At 69.8% G+C, this 17,185-nt stretch carries 18 protein-coding genes; all 18 read right to left on the bottom strand.

All coding sequences use genetic code 11. The features are described 5' to 3' along the window. Positions 1–703: 703 nt before the first annotated feature. The 18 genes from fliP to B0E52_RS11385 all read right to left on the bottom strand — a co-directional run bounded on the left by fliP (position 704) and on the right by B0E52_RS11385 (position 17,001). Positions 704–1,522, bottom strand: a complete 819-nt coding sequence (gene fliP / locus B0E52_RS11470) for a flagellar type III secretion system pore protein FliP (protein ID WP_077483973.1) — start codon at positions 1,520–1,522, stop codon at positions 704–706. Beyond that, entirely contained in the window at positions 1,522–1,896 is a 375-nt protein-coding gene (gene fliO, locus B0E52_RS11465) for a flagellar biosynthetic protein FliO (RefSeq protein ID WP_077483972.1), read from the bottom strand. Before fliO ends, fliP begins: the two co-directional genes overlap by 1 nt. 37 nt (positions 1,897–1,933) lie before the next feature. After that, on the bottom strand, positions 1,934–2,281 hold the full coding sequence (gene fliN / locus B0E52_RS11460; RefSeq protein WP_077483971.1) for a flagellar motor switch protein FliN: 348 nt from the start codon (positions 2,279–2,281) through the stop codon (positions 1,934–1,936). After that, a complete protein-coding gene (fliM, locus tag B0E52_RS11455) occupies positions 2,278–3,294 on the bottom strand; it encodes a flagellar motor switch protein FliM (protein WP_077483970.1) in 1,017 nt (338 codons plus the stop codon). Before fliM ends, fliN begins: the two co-directional genes overlap by 4 nt. Before the next feature lie 13 nt (positions 3,295–3,307). After that, on the bottom strand, positions 3,308–3,799 hold the full coding sequence (locus B0E52_RS11450) for a flagellar basal body-associated FliL family protein (RefSeq protein ID WP_077483987.1): 492 nt from the start codon (positions 3,797–3,799) through the stop codon (positions 3,308–3,310). A 244-nt stretch (positions 3,800–4,043) separates the two neighbouring features. Continuing rightward, positions 4,044–5,273 carry a flagellar hook-length control protein FliK gene (locus B0E52_RS11445; protein ID WP_168174183.1) on the bottom strand — a complete coding sequence of 410 codons (1,230 nt, stop codon included), beginning with the start codon at positions 5,271–5,273 and terminating at the stop codon, positions 4,044–4,046. Positions 5,274–5,307: 34 nt separating this feature from the next. Continuing rightward, entirely contained in the window at positions 5,308–5,733 is a 426-nt protein-coding gene (fliJ, locus tag B0E52_RS11440) for a flagellar export protein FliJ (protein WP_077483968.1), read from the bottom strand. Continuing rightward, positions 5,730–7,097, bottom strand: coding sequence for a flagellar protein export ATPase FliI (fliI, locus tag B0E52_RS11435; protein ID WP_077483967.1), 1,368 nt, complete (start codon positions 7,095–7,097; stop codon positions 5,730–5,732). Before fliI ends, fliJ begins: the two co-directional genes overlap by 4 nt. Next, positions 7,094–7,723 (bottom strand): FliH/SctL family protein, encoded by a 630-nt coding sequence (locus B0E52_RS11430; RefSeq protein ID WP_077483966.1) that lies wholly within the window; start codon positions 7,721–7,723, stop codon positions 7,094–7,096. The genes fliI and B0E52_RS11430 overlap by 4 nt, the downstream gene beginning before the upstream one ends. After that, positions 7,723–8,739, bottom strand: a complete 1,017-nt coding sequence (gene fliG / locus B0E52_RS11425; RefSeq protein WP_077483965.1) for a flagellar motor switch protein FliG — start codon at positions 8,737–8,739, stop codon at positions 7,723–7,725. The genes B0E52_RS11430 and fliG overlap by 1 nt, the downstream gene beginning before the upstream one ends. Then, the gene (gene fliF, locus B0E52_RS11420; protein WP_077483964.1) at positions 8,729–10,447 is read right to left on the bottom strand and encodes a flagellar basal-body MS-ring/collar protein FliF; all 1,719 of its coding nucleotides are present in this window, start codon (positions 10,445–10,447) and stop codon (positions 8,729–8,731) included. The genes fliG and fliF overlap by 11 nt, the downstream gene beginning before the upstream one ends. 46 nt (positions 10,448–10,493) lie before the next feature. Then, positions 10,494–10,820, bottom strand: a complete 327-nt coding sequence (gene fliE / locus B0E52_RS11415) for a flagellar hook-basal body complex protein FliE (protein WP_077483963.1) — start codon at positions 10,818–10,820, stop codon at positions 10,494–10,496. A 166-nt stretch (positions 10,821–10,986) separates the two neighbouring features. After that, the gene (locus B0E52_RS11410) at positions 10,987–12,420 is read right to left on the bottom strand and encodes a sigma-54 dependent transcriptional regulator (RefSeq protein WP_077483962.1); all 1,434 of its coding nucleotides are present in this window, start codon (positions 12,418–12,420) and stop codon (positions 10,987–10,989) included. 347 nt (positions 12,421–12,767) lie between these two features. After that, positions 12,768–13,322 (bottom strand): PilZ domain-containing protein, encoded by a 555-nt coding sequence (locus B0E52_RS11405; protein WP_077483961.1) that lies wholly within the window; start codon positions 13,320–13,322, stop codon positions 12,768–12,770. A 130-nt stretch (positions 13,323–13,452) separates the two neighbouring features. Next, complete coding sequence (locus B0E52_RS11400; protein ID WP_077483960.1) at positions 13,453–13,749, bottom strand: flagellar protein FliT; 297 nt, start codon at positions 13,747–13,749, stop codon at positions 13,453–13,455. Next, positions 13,746–14,168 carry a flagellar export chaperone FliS gene (gene fliS, locus B0E52_RS11395; RefSeq protein WP_077483959.1) on the bottom strand — a complete coding sequence of 141 codons (423 nt, stop codon included), beginning with the start codon at positions 14,166–14,168 and terminating at the stop codon, positions 13,746–13,748. Before fliS ends, B0E52_RS11400 begins: the two co-directional genes overlap by 4 nt. A 13-nt stretch (positions 14,169–14,181) precedes the next feature. Continuing rightward, the gene (fliD, locus tag B0E52_RS11390) at positions 14,182–15,624 is read right to left on the bottom strand and encodes a flagellar filament capping protein FliD (protein ID WP_077483958.1); all 1,443 of its coding nucleotides are present in this window, start codon (positions 15,622–15,624) and stop codon (positions 14,182–14,184) included. 186 nt (positions 15,625–15,810) lie between these two features. Continuing rightward, a complete protein-coding gene (locus B0E52_RS11385; RefSeq protein WP_077483957.1) occupies positions 15,811–17,001 on the bottom strand; it encodes a flagellin in 1,191 nt (396 codons plus the stop codon). Positions 17,002–17,185: the final 184 nt, after the last annotated feature.

Genomic DNA, 17,185 nt, shown 5'->3' with positions numbered 1-17,185 from the left:
TGAATTTCAGAGCGGTTTCGTGCGCCTGTCGGCGCCCGAGTTACTTCTCCTTTGCTTGTCCAAAGGAGAAGTAACCAAGAGGAAACGACACCCCGATGGCGCGCCCTCCAGGCATCCTGCCTTCCGGGTGCGCGGGCGGGTTCCGGGGTTTTCCGACGGCACCTCCATGTGCCGGCGGAAAGCTGGCCCGCATCCCTGCGGGCCATCCTGCGGACTTTCCTCCACCCGCCCGCCGCGCCATAGGGGCCCCGGGTAGAGCAGCGCGCTTCCGGCGCGCACTTTTCAGAAGAGCAAGAGCACCCCGCAATGAGCGGCGCTCTGCTTTTGCTGTTGCTTCTGGCGCGCACGATGCGCGCCTGCTTTTCCGGGGCCCCTGGGCGGCGGTGAGGCGGAGACGAGAAGGCCGCGCAGCGGGCGAGTCCAAGGATGGACTCGCCTTTTCGCGCGGGCAGGAGCCCGCTCGAAAAGCCCGACCCCGCCTCACAGACTTGCCGGGCAGGACGCCCGGCAAGCGCCAACCGGGGTGGCCTTTCTCTTTGGTTACTTTCTCTTTGGCCACGCAAAGAGAAAGTAACTCGGGCGCCGCAGGCGCACGAAAGCTCTTGGCAGTCCAACCCGCCGCAGGCAGGCGTCCAGGCGAGCACCCGCCCCTCACCCCAACCCTCTCCCCGAAGGGGAGAGGGAGTGAACGTCAGCACGGCGCTCACGTGTAGAAGCTCCCGGCCAGGGTCCCCAGCAACAGCGTCCACCCGTCCACCAGCACGAACAACATGATCTTGAACGGCAGCGAGATAATCATCGGCGAGACCATCATCATGCCCATCGACATCAGCACGCTGGCCACCACCAGGTCGATGATCAGGAACGGGATGAACAGCAGGAAGCCCATCTGGAATGCGGTCTTCAGTTCCGAGGTGAGGAAGGCCGGCATCGCCACCTTGAACGGCACGTCGGCCTTGCTGGCGTAGGGCTGCTCGCCGGCCAGTTTGGTGAACAGCGCGAGGTCCGCCTCGCGGGTCTGGTCGAGCATGAAGCGCTTGAACGGTGCGGTGGCCGCGGGCAGCGCCTGCTCGGCGCTCATCTGGCCGTCCATGTACGGCTTCACGCCGTCGGCGTAGGCGCGGTTCAGCACCGGCGACATCACGAACAAGGTGAGGAACAGCGCCAGCCCCAGCAGCACCTGGTTCGGCGGCGTGGACTGCGTGCCCAGCGCCTGACGCAGGAAACCCAGCACGATGATGATGCGGGTGAACGAGGTCATCATCAGCAGGATCGCCGGCAGCAGGGTCAGCACCGTGAGCAGTGCCAGCATCTGCAGCGACAGCGTCCAGTTCTTCGCGCCGCCCGGCGCATCGTGCACGGTCAGCACGGGGATGCCCGCACCGCCCAGGCCCGCCGGGCTGGCCGGCATCGACGGGGTCGGCGTGGCCGGCGCGGCCTGGGGCGCGGCCGACGCGAGCAACGGCAACAGCAACAGGGCGAGCGCGAGCCAGCAGCGCGCGGCGAGTGAGCGATGCCTCATCACGACTTCGCCTTCCAGCGCGACAGCAGTTGCGCCATGTTCGGAACCGCCGGCAGCGGCGCCGGTACAACGGGGTCGGCCGGCGCCGCACCCTCGTAGACATGCAGGGTGCGCATGCCGCCCGGGCCCACGCCTACCAGCAGGCGCTTGCCGTCGGCGTCGAGCAGCAGCACGCGGTCGCGCGCGCCCACCGCCATCGTCTCCACGCAGCGGATGCGCCGCCCGCCCGGCCGGCTGCGCGCCTGCATGCGCCGCGACATCCAGCCAGCCACGAAAATCAGCGCCACCACCGCGGCGAGACTGAGCAGCACCCGCAACAGCTCGCCGCCCACATTGACGTCCGCCGCGGGCAACGCTGCAGGTGCCAGCGCCATCCGAATCCCGAACCCCGAATCCCGAATCACGGCTCAATCACCGCAACTTGCGCACGCGCTCGGCGGGGCTGATCACGTCGGTCAGGCGGATGCCGAACTTCTCGTTGATCACCACCACCTCGCCGTGGGCGACCAGGGTGCCGTTGACAAACACATCCAGCGGTTCGCCGGCGGCGCGGTCCAGCTCCACCACCGAGCCCTGGTTGAGCTGCAGCAGGTTGCGGATGCTGATGCGCGTGCGACCGACCTCCATCGCCAGGGTCACCGGCACGTCGAGGATCATGTCGAGGTTGACTTCGCCGGCGCCGCCGCTGCCACCACGCAGCGCATCGAACTGGACGCGTTCGCCGACGTCGTCGGCAAGGGCTTCGGTGGACTGGTTCATGCGATTTCTTCCCGGCTGGACAGGTCGCCGCCGGTGCGCACTTCGCGCCGGCCGACCTGGTTGTGGAAACGGATGGCATTGCGGCCGTTGGCCTGGCCGTAGCGGCCGCGGAACAGCGGCACGTCCTCGGCGTAGACGGTGGCGAGTTCGGGCAGCTGGATCGGCAGCACGTCGCCGGGCCGCAGGTGCAGGAACTCGCCGAGGGTGAGCTCGATGTCGAGCAGCTGCGAGCTGAGCGGCACTTCGGCGTCGAGCACCTCGTCGCGCAGCAGCTCGGCCCAGCGGTCGTCGCGGTCGACGCGGTCGCTCTGCACGCCGGCGTCGAGCAGGGTGCGGATAGGCTCGACCATCGCGTACGGCAGCGTCAGGTGGATCTCGCCGCCGCCGCCGTCGAGTTCGACGTGGAAGCGCGACACCACCACCGTCTCGGTGGGGCTGACGATGTTCGCGAACTGCGGGTTGATCTCCGAGCCCTGGTATTCGAACTGCAGGCCCAGCACCGGCGCCCAGGCTTCCACCATCGCCGTGAACAGCTCGCCCAGCATGATCTGGATCACGCGGTTCTCGGTGGCGGTGAAGTCGCGGCCCTCGATGCGCGCGTGGAAACGACCGTCGCCGCCGAAGAAGTTGTCGATCACGCTGAACACCAGGCGCGGCTCGAACACCACCAGCGCGGTGCCGCGCAGCGGCTTGATCCGCACCAGGTTCAAATTGGTTGGCACCACCAGGCCGTGCACGTACTCGGCGAACTTCTGCATCTTCACGCCCAGCACCGAGACCTCGCAGGTCTTGCGCAGCACGCTGAAAACGCCGGTGCGGAAGTAGCGCGCGAAGCGGTCGTTGACCATTTCCAGCGTGGGCAGGCGGCCGCGCACGATGCGGTCCTGCTGGGTGAAGTCGTAGGAGATCGCCGTGCCCGGCGCCAGCGGCTGGTCACCGCCGGTTTCCACCGCGCCGTCGGTCACGCCGTCGAGCAGCGCGTCGATCTCGTCCTGGGAAAGCAGGTCGCTCATCGCCGGCGTCCCGTCACTGCATCACGAAGCTGGTGAAGTACAACGCGTCGATGCCGGGCCGGCCCAGCCGCGCCTGGACGATCTTGCGCACCGCGGCCAGCGCCTGCGCCTGCAGCTTCTCGCGGCCGGCGGCGTTGCTGATGATCGAGTACTCCTGGTTGCTGAACAGCGAGACCAGCGCGTCGCGGATCACCGGATCGGCGGACTTCGCCACCTCGATCGCCTTCGGGTCGTGCGCCATCAGGGTCACCGCCACCTGCAGGTAGCGCAGCGATTCCTCGTCGCGGAAATTCACCACGAAGGGCGGGTCCATCGGCAGGTACAGCTCGGGCTTGGTGTCCGTCGCGGTCTGCCTGGCGGCGGCCGCATGCGCGGCCTTCTGCGCCTGCCAGGCGTAGCCGCCACCGGCCAGCACCAGCAACGCCACCACGCCGATCAGCAGCGGGCCGCGTCGCTTGCGCGCCGCCGGTACCGGTGCCGCTGCGGTCTGTTCCTCGTTGGCCATGAAATCCTCGATCCGCGGGTTTGGAAATTGCGCGTCGCGACGCGCCCACCCGTCCAATGCAATCCATGTGCCATGCCCGGAAAGCCTTGCGACAAGGGGATTGCGGGGGTTCGTGCGGTGGTCGGCGGCGCTTTCTTGACGCGTGCCGGAAGCCCGCCGCGACGCGCGTCCGTCGCGCGCGGCACGACGCGTGCCGACACCGCCGACGCGGCGACGGCCGTGCGGATTCCGGGTTCTCAGGTTCTCAGGCGAATGCGTCGAGCAGGCCGATCCGGCTGCTCGCGGCGGGCAGGCTCACGCCCTGCACTTCGCCGATCTCGTCCGCAGTCGTCGACCCGCCCTGTCCTTCGCCGCGCGCGCTCTGGTCGCCGCGGTTCTGCTGCTGTCCCACCTCGGCGTGGCCCAGCGCGAGGCCATGCCGGGCCAGCAGCTGATCGAGTTGCGGCAGGCTCTGCTGCACCGCGGTGACGGCGGCCGGGTGCTGCGCGCTGAACACCACGTCCACGCGGTCGTGGTTCACGCTGAGATGCACGTCGATCGAGCCGAGATCCTCGGGATGCAAACGGATCTTCGCCTCCTTGATGTCCTGCTGGCCCAGCCACAGCACTTGCTGGCCGAGTTCGCCGGCGAAGCCGGGGCTGCCCGGCGGCGACGCCAGCTGCAGTTGGGGCAGCGTCGGCGTGGCGGGTGCCGGGGTCGGCGCTGGCGCGGTGGCCAGCGCCAGCGCTTCCAGGCCGTGATCCTTGTGCGTGTCGGTGTCGCCGGCCACGAGCGCGTGCTCCGCGTTGCCCAGTGCGGCGGCGAGGTTGGCGTTCGGCGCAACGGTGGCGACGGCCGCGGCCAGCGCCTTGTCGTCCAGTGCCTGGCTCTGCGGAAGCACGGCGGCCTTGGCTTGGCCCGAGGCCGCGCCGTCCGCCGACACCGTGGCATCGTCCGCCGTGGACTTCGCACCCGGCACGCCGTTCGCCACCTGGCCGAGCATGGCGAGCAGGGCGCCGGCCAGCGTGGCGGCGCCCTGCTCGCCGGGTGTCGAGGTTTTCGTCGGGTCCGCCGTCTTCGCCGTGGCGGCGGCCCCGGCATCGCCCGCCTCGGCGGCGATGGGCGCGGCTTGGGCCACGAGCAGGGCGATATCGGCCTGGGTGGCGTCCGTCGACCCGCGTGGCACGGTGGGCGACGTACCCGTCGCCGACGCGGCTGACGCCGCGGATGTCGTGGCAACCGTCGACACGTTCGACCCCTGCGCGGGCTTCGCCCCCGCATGCGTGGTGGATGAATCGGCCGGCGCGCGCGCAGCCGGCGCGGATGTGGACGACTTGTCCGCCGGCGGTGGCGTGTCGGTGGGCCGCGCGCCGCGCGCAGCCTGCAGGTGCTGGTCGAACGGATTCGGTGCCGGGCTGTTGCCTGGCACGGCGGCGGGCGCGCTGCGCACGCTGCTCGCGGCAGGCAGCTGGGGAAGCATGGGGGCCGTCGTCATGGCGCAAGGATTCCTGTGCTGGCGGACAAGCGCTTCATCGCGACCGCCGTTGCTGCATGCGTTCGTCGACCTCGGCCTGTTCGCGCCGCTCCTCGGCGCGGCGCTCGTGTTCCTGGTGCTGCGCGACCACGCTGCCCAGCGCGCTTTCGCGCGCATGCGCCTGCTGCCAGGAGTCGCGCACCTGGGCTAGCCGGCGATGCTGGCGGTGCACCTCGGCGCTCTGCTGGGCGATCGCCTGGTCGATGCGCGCGACGAATTGCTGGCGGTTGAGCAGCGCGCTGACGCTGACCCCACCCTCGCCCGCGGCGGCGTATTCGTTGCGGTAGCGCTCGAGTTCGCCGAGCTGGTGTTCGGCCTTCGCCAGCTGCTGCTGCTGCGTGGCCAGCTTCGCCAGCGCGTCCTCGGTCTGCTGGTGGGCCTGGTCCACCGCCGGCTGCAGGCGTTTCGAGCGGGAGTTCATGCGGTTACCTGTTCGGCGAGCTTGCCGAGCCGCGCCACGGCGGCTTCGAGCGTCATCGGTTCGTCGACCTCCTGCTGCAGGAAGTCGCGCAACTGCGGCCACAGCTCGATGGCCAGATCCACCTGCGGATCGGAGCCCTTCTGGTAGGCGCCCACCGCGATCAGGTCACGCTGCTGGCGGTAGGCGGAATACACGCGACGGAAGCACTGTGCCGCCTGCAGATGCTCGCGCGCCACCACCTGCGGCATCACCCGGCTGATCGAGGCCTCGATGTCGATCGCCGGATAGTGGCCGGCCTCGGCGAGGTCGCGCGACAGCACGATGTGGCCGTCCAGGATCGCGCGTGCGGCGTCGGCGATCGGGTCGTGACGGTAGTCGTCGCCCTCGGTGAGCACGGTGTAGAACGCGGTGATCGAGCCGCGCCCCTCGGCGTCGTTGCCGGCGCGCTCGACCAGCGCGGGGAGCAGCGCGAACACCGATGGCGGATAACCCTTGGTCGCGGGCGGCTCGCCGATCGCCAGCGCGATCTCGCGCTGCGCCTGGGCGTAGCGGGTCAGCGAATCCATCAGCAGCAGCACGCGCAGGCCCTGGTCGCGGAACCATTCGGCGATCGCGGTGGCGTACTGCGCGCCGCGCAGGCGCTTCAGCGGCGGCGCGTCGGCGGGCGCGGCGACGATCACCGCGCGGCGGCGACCTTCCGCGCCCAAGGTGTGCTCGACGAATTCCTTCACCTCGCGGCCGCGTTCGCCGATCAGGCCCACCACCACCACATCGGCGTCGGTGTAGCGCGTCATCATGCCGAGCAGGGTGGACTTGCCCACGCCGGAGCCCGCGAACAAGCCCAGGCGTTGGCCGCGGCCCACGGTGAGCAAGGCGTTGATGGCGCGCACGCCCACGTCCAGCGGCGCGTCGATCGGCTTGCGCGCCATCGGGTTGATCGGTTCGTTCTTCAGCGCGGCATGCTCGTCGGCAGCTAGCGCGCCCTGGCCGTCCAGCGGCAGGCCGTCGGCGCCGACCACCCGGCCCAGCAACTGCCGGCCCACCGGCAGGCCGCCGCTGTGCGCGCAGGGGCGCACGCGCGCGTTCGGCAACACGCCGTGCATGTCGCCCACCGGCATCAGCAGCAGGCGTTCGTCGGCGAAGCCCACCACTTCGGTTTCCAGCGTGGCGCCGTCGGCGGTGTCGACCAGGCAACGCGCACCGAGCGCGGCCTCGCAGCCTTCGGCTTCGAGGGTGAGCCCCACCACGCGGCGCAGACTGCCTTCCACGCTGAGCGGGCGCGCCGCGGCGGCGCGGGCGGCGTGCCGCGCGAACTGGCGCTGCCAGCGAGCGCGGCGCGCGGCCGGATCGGCCACGGCGTTCATGCGGCGTCCTCGTGCGACCCGGCGGCCTCGCCGAGCACGGCATCGACCACCGCCGCGAGGCGGGTTTCCACCCGCGCGTCGAGCCGCGAGTGTTCGCTTTCCAGCCGGCAGTCGCCGCGCGCCAGCGCGGGATCGGCCAGCAGTTGCCAGTGGCGTTCGGCCGCGCCGAGTTCCCGCAGCAGGGCCAGATCCTGCGGATGCAGGTGCACGCGCAATTCACGGGTCGCCGCAGGCAGCGCGTCGGCCGCCTCGCGCACGGCGCGTACGACCAGCTCGGGCGACAGTTGCAGCTCGTGCGCGACCACCCGGCCGGCCACCACCATCGCGAGGCGGGCCAGCTCCTGCGCCACCTGTTCGTCGAACGCCTGCAGCGGGCGCGCCGCCGCTTCATACACGGCGTCGAGCTGCGCCAGGCGTTCGTGCAGTTCCTGCGCCGCCACGGCCCGCCCTTCGGCGAGGCCAGCGGCGCGTCCTTCGTCGCGCGCCTGCTGCTCCAGCGCCTCCAGCTCGCGCACGGTCGGCTGCGGCAGCGCCGCGTCGTCCTGTGCCGCCGCCGGCTCGGCGCCGACCTGCGGCAGTTCCCAGCGCCGGAAATCCATCGCGGCATCGTGGATCGCGGCCGCCATCAGACGTAGTCATCCCCGCCACTGCCCAGGCTGAGCTGGCCGGCGTCGGCGAGCTTCCTGGCCGCGGCCAGCACTTCCTTCTGCGCCGCGTCGACCTCGCTGAGCCGCACCGGGCCTTTCACTTCCAGGTCGTCGCGCATCATGTCGGCGGCGCGCTTGGACATGTTCGCGAAGATCTTCTCGCGGATCGCCGGCTCGGCGCCCTTCAGCGCGGTGATCAGGATGCCCGACGGCACCTCGCGCAGCAGGGTCTGCATGCCGCGGTCGTCCAGTTCGGCGAGATCCTCGAACACGAACATCAGATCCTCGATGCGCCCGCCCAGCGCCTCGTCCTGGCCGCGGATCGCGGTCATCAGCTCGGCTTCGCGGCTGCTGTCCATCGCGTTGAGGATGTTGGCGGCCGCCTTCAGGCCGCCCACGTTGGCGGACTTCAGCTTCTTGGTGTTGCCGTTGAACTGGCGCTCCATGATCTCGTCCAGCTCGTTCAGCGCATGCGGCTGCACGCCGTCGAGCGTGGCGATGCGCATCACCGCGTCGGAACGCACGCGCGGCGGCAGGTAGCCAATCACCTCGGCCGCCTGGTCCGGCTCCAGGTGCGCCAGCACCAGCGCGATGATCTGCGGATGTTCCTGGTTGATCATCTCGGCGATCGCGCGGCTCTCCATCCACTTCAGCGATTCCAGCCCCTTCGAGCTGCGGCCGAGCAGGATGCGGTCGATCAGGCCGCCGGCCTTGGTCTCGCCCAGCGCGTTGGTGAGTATCTTGCGGATGTATTCCTCGGTGCCGACGCCCAGCGAGGTCTGCCGGCCCATGTCTTCGTCGAGCTTGTCCAGCACGTCCGTCACCTGCTCGCGCGAGACGCTGGAGAGCGCGGCCATCGCGCTGCCGACCGCCTGCACGTCGCGCGCACTCAGGTGCTTGAGTACTTCGGCCGCATCCTGCTCGCCCAGCGTGAGCAGCAGGATCGCCGCCCGCTGCGCGCCGGTGACGGGCGCCTCGTGCCGGTTAATTGCCATCTTCGTTCACCCAGTTCCTTACCACTTGGGCCACCTGCCGGGAGTTCTCGCCGACCATGCGCTTGGCCTGGCCGATGCGTTGCTCGTAGGCCAGCGCCGGCGTCGCGTCGAGGCGCGCTGGCTGGACGCCGGCCAGTTGGCCGTGCGACGCGGATTCGTCGTCGCCCACGCGCACGGACACGGTGGGCAGCGGCGCCGCCAGGATTTCCTTCGCCGGCCCACCGCGCAGCAAGCCCTTGAGCAACGGGCGCAGCAGGCCGAACGCGACCAACAGCGCGATCAGCACGCCGAGGCCCTGCTTGATCAGGTCCAGCGCGCCCGGGCGCTCCCACAGCGGCGTCGCGGGCGCCGCGTCTGGCGCGGCGTTGCGGTGGAAGGCCTGGTTGATCACGCTGACGCTGTCGCCGCGCGCGGCGTCGAAACCCACGGCGTTCTTCACCAGGTCGGTGAGATGCTGCAGTTCCTGCGGCGTGAACGGCACGTCCCTGGCACCGCTGGCGGCGCCGGCGACGGCCGCCGCGAGCTTGTCGTCCACCACCACCGCCACGGTGAGGCGGGCCAGCCGGCCGGCCGGATCGCTGACGTGGCTGATGGTGCGGTCGAGTTCGTAATTGCGCGTGGCGCTGCTGGAGCTCTCGCCGTCGCGGCTGTTCGTGCTGGTCGACGCCGTGTTGCCCGGCGCGGCGGCCGCGCCGGCGTTCGGTTTCGCGGCGGTGGGCTGCGCCACCGTCGCCGGCGGCTGGTTGCTGAGCGCGCCGGGCACGCCGCCGGCGGCGGCACCACCGTCGCTGCGCTGCTCGCTGCTGACCTGCTCGCTGCGCAGCGCCGGATGATCGTGGCCGTAGGTTTCGCTGGCCTTCTCGGTCTGGCTGAAATCCAGGTCCGCGTTGACCTGCGCGCGCACGCGGCCGGGGCCGACCAGCGGCGTCAGCAGCTCCTCGATGCGCTGGGCATAGGTGTTCTCGATGCGCGTGGCCAGGCGCAGGCGGTTGTCGCCGGTCTCGCCGGGCGCGTCCGCATTGCCGGTCAGCAACCGGCCCTGCTGGTCGACCACCGAGACCTGGTTGGGATCCAGCCCCGGCACGCTGGACGCCACCAGGTGCACGATCGCCGCCACCTGGCCCGCGTCGAGCTGGCGGCCCTGGTACAGCGTGAGCAGCACCGAGGCGCTGGCGCCGCGACTGTCGCGGATGAAGGCCGAAGGCTTGGGCATCGCCAGGTGCACGCGCGCGGCGCGCACCGACTGCAGCGAGGCGATGGTGGAGCCGAGGTCGCTCTCCAGCATCTGCTGGTAGCGCGTGCGCTCGGCGAGGTCGCTCATGCCGAACGGCGAGTCGCCGGCCGGCGGCGTGTTGATCGCGGCGCTGCCCTGCGGCAGGCCCTTCGCCGCCAGCCGCAGCCGCAGCGCGGCGAGGTCGGCGGCCGGCACCATGATCGAGGTGCCGTCGCTGCCCAGCTTGTACACGGTGTCGGAGGCCTGCAGCTCCTGCGCGATCGCGGCGGCGTCCTTCTGGTCCAGCCCCGCGTACAGCAGGCCGTAGTTCGGGCCGCGCGACCACAGCACCACCGCCACGCCCAGCGCCACCGCCGCGGCCACCGCCACCAGCAACACGAGCTGGCGCGCCGCCGGATTGCGGGTGATCTGCTTGAGGGAGTCCAGGCGCGCGCCGCTGTTGTTGGCGGTCGTCGCGATGGCGTTGTCGGCCATGCTGCTGCTCGTCGGTCAGGGCTGTTCGGTGATCGGGGCGTCGGCGTCAGACCGACATGTTCATGACGTCCTTGTAGGCGTCGACCAGCTTGTTCTGCACCGCCACCGCGGTGCGCAGCGAGAGATCCGCCTTCTGCACCGCGATCATGGTGCGGCCGAGGTCGGCGCCGGGATCGCCACGCTCGAAGCTCGCGGCCATGTTGCCCGCCTCGACCTGGCTGTTGCCCACCGCGGCGATGGACTGCCGCAGCAGCGTGGAGAAATTCGCCGGGCCGCTGCTTGCCGGCGCCTGCACCGCGGTCTCCGGCATGCGCACCTGCGCCGTCATCTGGCGCATCTGGGCAAGCAGGTTGTTGACGTCGATCGTGCTCATGCCGCGGTGTCCATGCCGATGGGTGGAAGACGGAATCCCGTCGCGCGACGGGTTTGCAGGGGATGAATGCAGGAGCCGTGCCAGTGGTTTTTTCCGGGACTCGGGATACGGAGCGCGGTGGCCTTTGCCGTTCCGGATCCCGAGTCCCGTATCCGCAATCCCGGCTTCAGGCGGCGAGGCCGTTCGCCTGCAGACCGTACTTGCGCAGCTTCTCCACCAGCGTGGTGCGCTGCATGCGCAGCAGGCGCGCGGCGTGCGCCACCACGCCGCCGGTGGCGTCGAGCGCCTGGCGGATCAGCCCCACCTCGATGTCGGCGAGGTGATCCTTGAGGTCGATGCCGTCTTCCGGCAGCAGGCGCTGCGCCTCGTCCACCGCATGCACCCCGCTCATGGCCGCCGCCGACGCATGGACATCCTCCATCAGTGCCAGCAATGCTGCGCCGTGCACTTCCTCGCCGACCGGCCCGTGGCGGTATTTCGTCGGCAGCTCGCTGGCCCGCACCTCGCCGTGCGGGCACAGGATCGCCATGCGCTCGACCAGGTTCGCCAGCTCGCGCACGTTGCCCGGCCAGGCGTGCTCGCGCAGCGTGTGCATCGCGCCGGCGCTGAAACGCGCCACGTCGAGGCCGCGGCGGGCCAGGCGCTGGTTGAACTCCTCGATCAGCACCGGCAAGTCCTCCAGCCGTTCGCGCAGCGCCGGCAGTTCCAGCGGGAACACGGAGAGGCGGTAGTACAGGTCCTCGCGGAACTTGCCTTCACCGATGGCCTGTTCCAGGTCGCGGTGGGTGGCGGCGATGATGCGCACGTCGCAGCGCTGGGTCTTGCTGCCGCCGACGCGCTCGTACACGCGCTCCTGCAGAACGCGCAGCAGCTTCACCTGCATCGGCAGGCTCATGTCGCCGATCTCGTCCAGGAACAGCGTGCCGCCCTCGGCCAGCTCGAAGCGGCCCTTGCGCGCGCTGATCGCGCCGGTGAAGGCGCCCTTCTCGTGGCCGAACAGCTCGCTTTCCAACAGCTCGGCCGGAATCGCGCCGCAGTTGATCGCCACGAACGGCTTGTCGCGGCGGGAGGATTGCTCGTGGATGGCGCGCGCCACCATCTCCTTGCCGGTGCCCGACTCGCCCAGCACCAGCACGGTGGAATCGAACGGCGCCACCTGGCGGATCAGCGCATTGACTTGCACCATCGGCGCCGAATGGCCCACGAAGCGCAGCGCGGTTGACTGGCCGCCGAGCAGGCGCGTCTGGACGCTGCGCAGCGCCTCGGCCACTTGCTCGTAGCGCAGCGGAAACTCCAGCACGGCCATGCGCGTGGCGGACGGCGAGGCCATCCGCGCGCAGCGCTCGGCCAGCGGCGCATCGGCGGCCACCAGCATCGGCACATGGTTCGCGGCGTCGCCGAGCAGGGCCAGCTGGCGTTCGGCCGCGGCCTCGCTCTCGACCTTGCCGACGTAGACGGCCTGCCAAGCGTGGGTGGACTCGTCGACCGATCGGCATTCGGCGGCAAGCTGCGGCCGGTAGCCCAGGAAGTGAAGCGCCGACAGCACGGCTTCTGCACGCGCCGCATCGGACTCGATGACGAGGAAATCGAATTTCTGCACAGCCTCTACTCCTACCGCCCTTGTCGCAGCTACTCCGCTTCCAGCGGAGCGCGTCGTTCGTCAGTGCCGGCTTTCCGTCGCCGGCTTGATGAACGGGGAGCAACAAGGGGGCCAACTTTGACGGCGGTCGCGACGGCAAAGCGTCGCCCGGCTGCAAGAAGACGGCGGCCGCAGCGCGCCTGCATGCGCAAGAGTTTGCCGCAAGCGCATGACACGAAAGGTCTTTGCGAAAAATCGGTGCCGTGACGAAGCCATCCGGAAGCACGTGACGGCCGTCGAAAAAATCTCTGCCCGGATCACGCAAGTGTGATCGATATCACATGCGAAATGACAACTCCGTCGGAGCGTCAGCCGAGCTGCTGGCGCGCCTCTGCCACTTTGCGTCGGTGATGGCGGAACACGAGGCGCTCAATCGCGTCACTTGTCGCGTCCCCCTGCACGGCGAACTCGACGAAGCCCCGGCTTTCGTCGATGGTGCGCACCATCCGGCCGGCCAATTCCAGCGGCAGGCTGCGGCAGGCGTCGAAGCGCAGGCGCAGCAGCAGGCCCTCGCCGGCCGGCAGCAGCGCAACCGGCAACACGGCGCCCATGGCGTTGAAGCGCAGCGTCCGGCGCGGCGGCAGCGCGGCGGCGGGCGCCAGCAACTGGTTCACGATCTCCACCAGCGCGGTGAGCTTGGCATCCATGCGCAGCATTTCCTGCATCAGCGGGTTGTCGTCGTCACCAAGGTCGGCGCGGCGCTCTTCCAGCGCGGCCAGCGTCGCCAGGGTGTTCGCGTTGCGCTCGGCCAGCCGCTGCAGCAATTCCGGCGACGGCGGCCAGGCCAGCGGCTCGCTGTCGGCGTGCAGGTGTTCCTCGCTGCTCAGGCGTTGATCGAATTCTTCCCAGCTGCTGGCAGTCATGTCGGCTCCGCGTGGCTATCCGGGCCGTCGGCCGGCCCAAGGCTGATGTTGCCGCAGCACGATGCTCGCCGGACGCCCGCGGATCAAGCGCGCCGCGGTCGCGACACGATGCGCCGACCGGTCGCCGCACTCAGCCGGCGAGGTCGACGTAGGCGCGCAGGGCCTGGTGCGCGTAACCGTGGCGGCCTAGCGCGTCGGTGACCTCGGTGCGCGCACGCGCGGCCAGATCCAGCATTTCCTCGTTGCAGGCCAGCAGCTGCTGCAGCAGTTCGCGGCTGCGCGTGTCGTGCGGATGGCCAGCACGCAGCAGCGGCTGGCGCTCGGCGTCCAGCCCGGGCAGGCTGTCCCAGTGGCCTTCGCGTGCGGCCGCCAGCATCGAGGTGCTGACCGCCAGCGCGCGCTCCAGCGGGACGTGTCCCGCAGTCACGCGGCGCTCCCGGCCCGGCCGGCGAGGTAGGCGTCGCGGATGCCGTTCCAGCCGTCGCGCACCGGTTCGAGCAGGCGTGCGCACTCGACCAGCGCCTCTTCGTCATTGTTGAGCTGCGCGAACAGCAGGCGGCGATTGACGTAGTCGTAGAGCGAGTCCAGCCGCTGGGCCACCGAGCCGCCGGCCTCGTGGTTGAGGCTGGCGCGCAGTTCCCCCACGATCGCCACCGCCTTGGTGACCACGGCGCCCTTGGCGGGCACGTCGCCGCGACGCAGGTGCACGCGCGCCTGCGCGATGCGCTCGATCGCGCCATCGAGCAGCATGGCGATCAGCTGGTGCGGATCGGCACCTTCCACACGGCCCTCGGCGCGGGTCTGCTGGTACATCGCGCTGGCCTGGCGCATGTAGGCGTTCGTCATGACCGGGCCTCCGTCACTTGTTCGATGAGTTGCTATTCAACATCGCCTGCAGCGAGCTGGTGAGGTAGCTGCTGGTGTTGTTGAGCGAGGACATCAGCGTGTCCAGCGCGGTGTACTGCTGGCGCAGCTGGGTCGCGTAGACATTCATGCGCGCGGTGAGCGCCGTCGATTCCTGGCTCAGGTTGCTGAGCTGGTTCTGGATGCTGGCGGTGCGCGTGGCGAGGATGCCGTTGCTGGAGGTGAAGCCGTCCAGCATGCTGTTGAGCCGGGTGGCGTAGCCGTTGGTGCCGGCGAACAGGTCCTGCACCGCGCCCGGGTTGCTCTGCAACGCGCTGCTCAGCTTGCCGCTGTCGGAGGACAGCGTGCCGTCGGCATTGCGCGTGATGCCCAGCGCCGCCAGCGAGCCGATGCTGTTGCCCGCCACGCTGCTGCTGAGCATGCTGTTGACCTGGCGCTGCACCGACATCAGCGTGGTGTCGCCCAGCAGCACCCCGCCCTGCTTGGAGGTCGGGTCGTAGCTGCTCAGCGTGCCCACGGTGGAGATGTAGCTGTTGTAAGCGTTGACGAAGTCCGAGACCGCGCCGCTCGCTCCACTGGTGTCCTGGCTCACCGTCAGCGTGGTGGAACCGGTGGCGGACAGGTTCAGGGTGACCCCGTTCAGTGCGCCGCTGACCGCGTTGCTGGCGCTGGTCACCGCGATGCCGTCGATGCTCAGGCTGGCGTCGCTGGCCTCGTTCGATCCGGCCGTGTTCAGCGTGGTGGCCAGCGCGGACAGTCCCGCGCTGCTGCCGCTGCCCGCGCTCACGCTGAAGGCGTTGGCCACGCCGGTCTTGGTGGAGGTCAGCAGCAACTGCGCGCCGTTCGTGCCGTTGACGATCGTGGCCTGCACGCCGGGATTGCCGCTGGACTGGTTGATCGCCGTGGCGATGGTGCTGATCGAGTCGGTCGCCGAGACATTGAGGTTCATCGACTGGTTGCCGACGCTTACCGTCAAAGTTCCGGCGCCCACCGCGCTGCCCGACGCGTAGGCGGTGCTGGCCCGCTTCTGCGCGGTGGCCAGGTGGTTCACCGTCAGGTTGTAGGTGCCCGGCTGCGCGTTGGGCAGCGTGCTGGTGGTGCCCAGCATGCTGTCGCCCAGCGTGGCCGTGTAGCTGTTGAAGGTGAGGCTGCTGCCCAGCTTGCCCAGCGTGGTCTGCAGCGAGTTCAGCGCACTGCCCAGCGCGGTCAGCCCCGCCTCCTGCGCCTGCAACTGCGTGGTCTGGTTGCTGATCTGCTGCGACGGGCCCGCCTGCTTGGCATTGACCAGCGCGGTGATGATGGCGTTGACGTCCAGCCCCGAACCGATGCCCGCCGAGCTGAGCAGGCCGCTGCCCGGGCTGTTGGTGCTGCTCAGGCCGCTGCCTGCGCTGCTGCCCGTGCCAGTGGTGGTGGTGCCGACGCCGGAGATGGAAGTCATGGGACTGTTCCTGTGGTGATTCGATCCCGATCGACGGGGATTCAAGAATCACAGGCAAAACTCACGCCAGCTGCATGGGCTTTGCCTGAAACCCTCGTGGCGACGGCGACTCCGTTGCGGGAGCCGCCACCGCCCGGGGCAACCATTCGCGGCGCGACCGGCCCGCGAATGGTTGCTCCGTCGCCGTCACTGCAGCAGCTTCAGCGCCATCTGCGGGTTGGAGTTGGCCTGGGCCAGCACCGAGATGCCTGCCTGCTGCAGCACATTCGCCTTGCTCAGCGCCGCCGTCTCGGCCGCGAAGTCCGCGTCCTGGATGGTGGACTGCGAGGCCTGCAGGTTGGTGCTCTGCGCCGCCACCGTGGCTATGGTGGACTGGAAGCGGTTCTGCACCGCGCCCAGCTGGGCGGCGAAGTCGGCCACCGACTTCAACGCGACGTCCACCTGGGAGATCAGCGCATTGGCGCTGTTGACGGTCTGCACGTTGCCGGTGGCCAGCGAGCCCGCCGTGGCGATGCTGCCCGAGGCATCGGTGGCCGTGGTGGAACCGTTCACGTAGGCACCGCTGGTGATCGCGGCGGTGGTCACCGCACCGCTTGCGGCCGCGCCGCTGTCGGCCACCGTGAAGCTGCCGTTGGCGAACAGGCTGACGCCGCCGTTGCCGTCGACCGCCGCACTGACGCCGGTGACGCCTGCGGCATTGATCGCGTCGGCCAGGTCCTGCACGCTGCCGGCCTTGCCGGAAAGCGCAACTGCCTTGCCGTCGGTGCCGGTGATGGAAATCTTGCTCAGGTCCATCGTCTGGGCATTGCCGCTGGCGTCGACGAACGCGCCGCTCAGGTTGCCGGTTTCCACCTGGGCGATCTGGCCCATCGCGGAGGCCTTCACGCTGGTGCCCAGGCTCACGCTGATGGTCTGGCCCACGTCGGCGCCGACCTGGAAGCTCTTGGTGCCCAGCGAACCGTCCAGCACCTTGGAGCCGTTGAACGTGGTCTGGTTGGCGATGCGGGTGATTTCCGCCAGGCGCTGCTGCACTTCCTGGTCGATCGAGGAACGGTCCGAGGCGGTGTAGGTGCCGTTGGCGGACTGCACGGCCAGGTCGCGGATCGCCTGCAGGTTGGCGGTGACCTGATCCAGCGCGCTGCCGGCGGTCTGCGCCAGGTTGATCGCGTCCGAGGCGTTCGCGCTGGCCTGGGACAGGCCGCCGATCTGGGTGGTGTAGCGCTGCGCGATCGCGAAGCCCGCGGCGTTGTCGGCCGCGCTGTTGAGCTTGAGGCCCGAGGACAGGCGCATGGTGGCGGTGGCCAGCGCGCTCTGCGACTTGGTCAGGTTGTTCTGCGCGTTCAGCGAGGAAACGTTGGTGTTGATGACCAGTGACATGGGATGTCTCCTAATTAAGCGGTCTTGAAGCTGTCGGATACCTTCTCCGGCGGTGCTCCTAGCAGGCTGTTGAGAAGCACCGTCTCGCGCCACTCTCGATAGCCGCGATCTATGCATGACGGTCGTGATGGTGGGCGCATGGCGCGTTTTCCCGCCCTGCGGACGCACGTCTCCCACCGTTGCT

Source organism: Rhodanobacter sp. C06, from assembly GCF_002001105.1.
Taxonomy (GTDB): Bacteria; Pseudomonadota; Gammaproteobacteria; order Xanthomonadales; family Rhodanobacteraceae; genus Rhodanobacter_A.
The sequence above is the reverse complement of the archived record's forward strand: the minus strand, read 5'-3'. Positions and strand labels throughout refer to the sequence as shown.